This is a genomic window from Idiomarina sp. A28L (assembly GCF_000218785.1).
Lineage (GTDB): Bacteria > Pseudomonadota > Gammaproteobacteria > Enterobacterales > Alteromonadaceae > Aliidiomarina.
Genome location: NZ_AFPO01000027.1, coordinates 1 through 4813 on the forward strand (window position 1 = coordinate 1; position 4813 = coordinate 4813).

The window sequence follows — 4813 nt, forward strand, 5'->3', positions numbered from 1 at the left end:
AACCACAACATCACCAGCATTACTGATGGGGTTATCAGCGAAAACTCGATGACGATGAGCTACGATGGGCTCGACCGCTTGGATACTGCCAGCGGGTTCTGGGGCAGTGGTAGCTTTGATTACGATGTGCTTGGAAATATCACGCAAAAAACGCTGGGTAACGATACGTTGACCTATCACTACAGCAATAATCGTTTAACCAGCGTGAGTGGCACATTAAACCGCTCGTTTAGCTACGATACGCGGGGCAATGTTATCAACAACGGCGCACGCAGCTTTACCTTTAACCGCGCAGGCAGGCTCGCAAGCTCTGGTAGTATTAGTTACCTGTACGATGGCCATGGCCGCCGCATCATGAAGAACAATAATGGCAGCAAAACCTATAGTTTATATAGCCAGCAAGGCAGATTAATCAGCACCATTCACAATGGCACGGTTACCGACTATATTTACCTAGGCAGCCAAATGGTGGCGCGGCATTCGAACAACCAGCCGAACGATAACCAGCCCGGCTACACCGGCCACTTGGAAGACGACGATTTGCAGTTGACGTATATGCAGCAGCGGTATTATGACCCTGTCATCGGTAGGTTTTATTCGAATGACCCAGTTGATATGCTGGGGCATATGCAACGCGGCAACCCTGCTATGGGCTTCAATCGGTATGCTTATGCGAATAACAATCCATATAAGTATGTAGATCCCAATGGTGAATTTGGAATTATTGGAGCATTGATTGGTGGTGGGATAGATGCCGCCATTCAAATAGGTAACAATATGAAGAATGGACAGGGATTTGGCGATGCTGTTATGAATATTGATCTTGGTAGTGTTGCTGTTAGTGCTGCTCTGGGTTCAGTGACCGGGGGAGCAACTACACTTCTGAAAGGAGCCGCAACAGGAACAACTAAAGTTGCAGGTTCGACTGTTCAACTAACAAGTAGAACCGAAAGGGCTGTTGTTGGTACTTTGGGGGCGAATAAGGCTGCCGCCGTAGGATTTATTCAAGCTGAGAGAAGAGGTAATGACGGAATGCAAGGAGCCGCCGCTCAAGTAGTCAATGGAGTAACAAGCCCTATACCAGTTGGTACAATAGTAATGGAGGGAGCTGCAATGTTGACGAGTTCCGATGAACAAAAAACTCCTCCACCAGAAGTTGATAGAGAGCGACAGTAATGAATGACAACGAATCAAATAACAAAGGAATTTTGAATCTCAACGTTTTTCTTCATTCGATAAAAGCTTCAGGCATCCAGTTAATATGGCCTATTGGAGGAATTGGTATACCAGCAATTTACTTCGGGTTCGAGGGTAACTGGTTGGAAATGCTTTTGTTGTTTATTGTTTGCTTTGTATCCATACAGTTTTTTTACTTGATTAGCTGTATATTGGTAACAAAGGTGAAGCTATCTGATAAAGAGGCTGCATTGCAATATTCATCCCTCACAGATGAAGAGAAAGGGAAATATATAGCTGATACGCTAATTGGTTGGTAAACAAGGCTTTTTGTTGAATCCAAAGCCTTTCCCTCACCAGCAACTTGGTGTCGGCGGGGCTTTTTGTTACCAAAGAAGGCAAGCGTCTTCTACAAACTCACCATTGCGCCATTGGCCAAGTGACTTTTTGCCATCTGGCGTGATGCGTTCAAGATAATCGGGGAATAGAGGATTCTTACCATAAAGCGTCTGCCCCTGAGCCAACAGCTCACGGCATAGCGTTCCTGATTGGCTGTCACGCTCAACCTCCTCAAACAAAGCCAGTATATCAAGTTGATTGGCCACAAGAGCTACTCCCGTCGGTGTTCGAATTTAGCTGTTAACTGGTGGAGGTTGAAGCAATGCCGTGCTTAGCGGCAAAGAACTGAAGCTTATTGTCGTAGAATGCCATTTCTCGTTTATGGCGACAGAAAAACTTTATGGCTGCATTAACATGGTCGTAGATAGCCCGAACATCGTTTTCCCCTGCATCAATCGAGAAAGTGCCATCGTCTAGCTGATAAGCAGCCTGTCCTCCAATGAAGCATTCTTGCGTAAACGTAGTTGTAAGAGTGCAAAATAAATGATAATGAAGCGAGATAAGTGATAATGGTAGGTGTGGCGACTGGAGGTCTCGTTGGGGGATTGTGGGTGAGAGCAACAGCATCGGAATGTCTATTCTTATGTTTGGAGAGGGGATTCGTTCTTTAAATGTAAGTTTAGCTTCGATTATATACGGCTCTTGGTAGCAGCAGTTCGTCGCAAATGCAGGAAATAGGCAATTTCATGTGCCAAACTCCTTAAACATTCTTCTAAACTGCAGGTCGAGGTGTTAGTGAATTTTAACAAGATAAGAGAACGTATAGTGCGAGCTAGCTTCCTGAGCTCAAAGGTTTCGCCTGCATCTGTTGAAAATGCATTGAAACATCTGCGAGTTAACAGCTCTGGGACACTTGAGTTAGATCTTACTGATGATTACGTACTCGAAGCTTTGATCGAACAAGTAGAGGAAGCTTACATTATTGATCACAAAATTCTTGGTGATGCTGATATGCCCTCTATGAAAAACCTCCGCCATTTTAAGCCGACTTAGGATTTTGTTTTGGTAGGGATGGCTCTAACCCCGTTTGTATTAGTTGGCTTCTTGCTATTTGGGTATATTCACTATACTACCCACCCCTTACTGAAGCCTTTAGTTGACAGAAAAGATGCTAAGTTCTTATACACGTCGATGGCTGTTAAAGGCATGGTTTTTGTTGTCGTTACTGCAACAGTTTTATATGGTATCCAACACCTCTTAGAGTTTGCAATCGAATCAAAATCCGAGCAATCGACATCATTAATGTGGATTCATGTAATAGCTTCATCTCTTGCATTACATGAGGTTTTTAATCGTGAGTCTGAGCTTCCTTTCGCGTCTTTTTTGAGCTTCTTAACTCCAATACTAACAGTATACCTTTTTAATTTTTGTCGACCGAGCTACTGGGCTTATAGAAAGAAGCCCATTTATTGCATTTGGCATGCTTCAAACACAATGGAAAGGTGGGTTATACAGGAGTCAGGGAAGCTGACTCGGGAGTCTGCGAATAAGAGTGCGCATGAGATTACTCAAGAGCGGAGGTTGTCGAGAGTAGTACTTGATAATGATAAAGTTTATATCGGCGTTATACTATCGATTGATATGGACAACGGCGGTATCACTCATATTCATATTGCCCCTTATTACAGTGGGTATATCAACGAAAAGCGTCACCTGTGTATTGAGGAGCGGTATTCCGCGTATTACAAGCAGTTAATTGATAGAATAAGATTGGAGTCTCCGCATTTAAAAGAGAATGGCCTCTACGCAAAACTGTTTAAGGAATTTGCTGTAATTGTCTGTATAGATAATGTCGTTGTCGTGAGCTCATACTCACGCAAAGAACATGCCGAGCTCGAGTGCCTCCGCGTATCCAACGAAAAACCGAAAGAAAAAGAGGTTAATTAGCTTCTGCGTCAATTTTACGACGTCGATTGTAGAGAAAACTCGGTCAGTGCACTGCGAACGGAAACCTGAAGTAACGGTTATTGTCGACAATAAATATTCCTAGGTTTCCATAAATGATGCAGAACGAAAAGCTCAATCAGTGGTACTAGTAATGATACTTAAGGGTGGGAGTTGCGCAAGCAAAATCATCAGGCACTTTATAGAGGATGCGGCATAGATAATTAGGTTTAATAAGTTTTTTAAATACATTCATACCGCGGTGCAGTCGCACGGTTCGGGGCGTTAGCTAAGAATAAATTGAGACCAAGGAATTCTGAACAGCAATTAAAACCTGTCTGAGTTGAGTCAACCACAGGGGCTGGATATTTAGTCTAAGCAAGGATCTACCGATGGCAGAAGAAAATGAAGAACAAAAAGTAGAAGTTAGTAAGCCAGAGATATCAGAAGCTTCAGATGAAGCACTGGACATACTTTTTTACTGCAGTGATATTGACCGCGCTGGGTATCGCTAGGTTACAAGAACTTTAAAAGACGTAGATAATCGTGCTAAGCACCTTCTACTTATTCTAACAACGGCTGGCGGAGACCCTCATGCAGGCTATCGGATAGCGAGAGCTCTCGGGCACTATTACGATGATGTGACCTGCTTTGTGCATAGTTATTGTAAGTCTGCCGGGACGCTCGTTGCACTTGGGGCGCAGCGGTTAATCATCTCGGACACTGGAGAACTCGGCCCTCTTGATGTTCAAGTGAATAAACCAGATGAAATGTTTGAACTATCTTCGGGCCTTGATATATCTACGGCAATATCCTCATTACAACAAGAGTCTCTTGCAGCATTTAGAGATTACGTTACTGATATTAAGATTGGAGGCAAGGTTAGCACGAGATTGGCCTCAGAAGTTGCGACGCAGCTTACTCGCTGTTTGATTGAACCAATCGCAAGCCAGATTGACCCAATGCGCCTCGGAGAGCAACAGCGCGCAATGCGAATCGCTTTGGAATACGGTACCCGGTTAGACAGTAAAGTAGGTAACCTAAAACCGCATGCTTTACGTAAACTAATCGCCGGGTACCCGTCACATGGATTCGTGATAGATAGGAAAGAAGCCTCTGAACTTTTTAACAATGTTAGAGCTCCAAATGACAAGGAAATTTTTGTGATGGATCACATCTTGGATGAATTACCAGAAAAACAAAATGGTGCTATCATTAGCTTTTATCAATATCATCCGAATAGTGCTGAGGCGGATCCGGATGAAAGTGACGCGGATGATAAAGATACACATCCGGAAGCTGTTGATATGGAGGACCAGAATGAAAAATAAGACTGAACTACAGAAGCATATGA

The 4813-nt window shown here is 43.6% G+C and carries 7 protein-coding genes and 1 pseudogene; 7 read left to right on the plus strand and 1 reads right to left on the minus strand.

The annotated features are described in order from the left end of the window. Both A28LD_RS11515 and A28LD_RS11520 read left to right on the plus strand, forming a co-directional pair. Positions 1-1176: RHS repeat-associated core domain-containing protein (locus A28LD_RS11515; RefSeq protein WP_007421250.1), on the plus strand; the 1176-nt coding region annotated here is incomplete at its 5' end. Next, positions 1176-1496 carry a hypothetical protein gene (locus tag A28LD_RS11520; RefSeq protein ID WP_007421251.1) on the plus strand — a complete coding sequence of 107 codons (321 nt, stop codon included), beginning with the start codon at positions 1176-1178 and terminating at the stop codon, positions 1494-1496. The genes A28LD_RS11515 and A28LD_RS11520, both read left to right, overlap by 1 nt. A 66-nt stretch (positions 1497-1562) precedes the next feature. Here the strand turns inward: A28LD_RS11520 and A28LD_RS11525 are convergent, their stop codons facing one another. Next, positions 1563-1781: a hypothetical protein gene (locus A28LD_RS11525; RefSeq protein WP_007421252.1), complete on the minus strand. Its 219-nt coding sequence runs from the start codon at positions 1779-1781 to the stop codon at positions 1563-1565. Positions 1782-2310: 529 nt separating this feature from the next. On the opposite strand from A28LD_RS11525, the gene A28LD_RS11535 reads away from it, so the two are divergent. The 5 genes and pseudogenes from A28LD_RS11535 (at position 2311) to A28LD_RS11545 (ending at position 4790) form a co-directional block, all read left to right on the plus strand. Then, the gene (locus A28LD_RS11535; protein ID WP_007421253.1) at positions 2311-2568 is read left to right on the plus strand and encodes a hypothetical protein; all 258 of its coding nucleotides are present in this window, start codon (positions 2311-2313) and stop codon (positions 2566-2568) included. A gap of 9 nt (positions 2569-2577) precedes the next feature. Next, a complete protein-coding gene (locus A28LD_RS11540; protein WP_007421254.1) occupies positions 2578-3462 on the plus strand; it encodes a hypothetical protein in 885 nt (294 codons plus the stop codon). A gap of 389 nt (positions 3463-3851) precedes the next feature. Beyond that, on the plus strand, positions 3852-3974 hold the full coding sequence (locus A28LD_RS12450) for a hypothetical protein (RefSeq protein ID WP_007421255.1): 123 nt from the start codon (positions 3852-3854) through the stop codon (positions 3972-3974). A 51-nt stretch (positions 3975-4025) separates the two neighbouring features. Beyond that, positions 4026-4208 (plus strand): annotated as a pseudogene (locus A28LD_RS12470) (hypothetical protein); the annotation flags it as partial. A 3-nt stretch (positions 4209-4211) separates the two neighbouring features. Further along, positions 4212-4790, plus strand: a complete 579-nt coding sequence (locus A28LD_RS11545) for a hypothetical protein (RefSeq protein ID WP_237704270.1) — start codon at positions 4212-4214, stop codon at positions 4788-4790. Positions 4791-4813 lie beyond the last annotated feature (23 nt).

Coding starts and splice junctions, on each gene's coding strand:
- A28LD_RS11520 (WP_007421251.1), top strand. CDS start 1,176: ATGAATGACAACGAATCAAATAACAAAGGAATTTTGAATCTCAACGTT.
- A28LD_RS12450 (WP_007421255.1), top strand. CDS start 3,852: ATGGCAGAAGAAAATGAAGAACAAAAAGTAGAAGTTAGTAAGCCAGAG.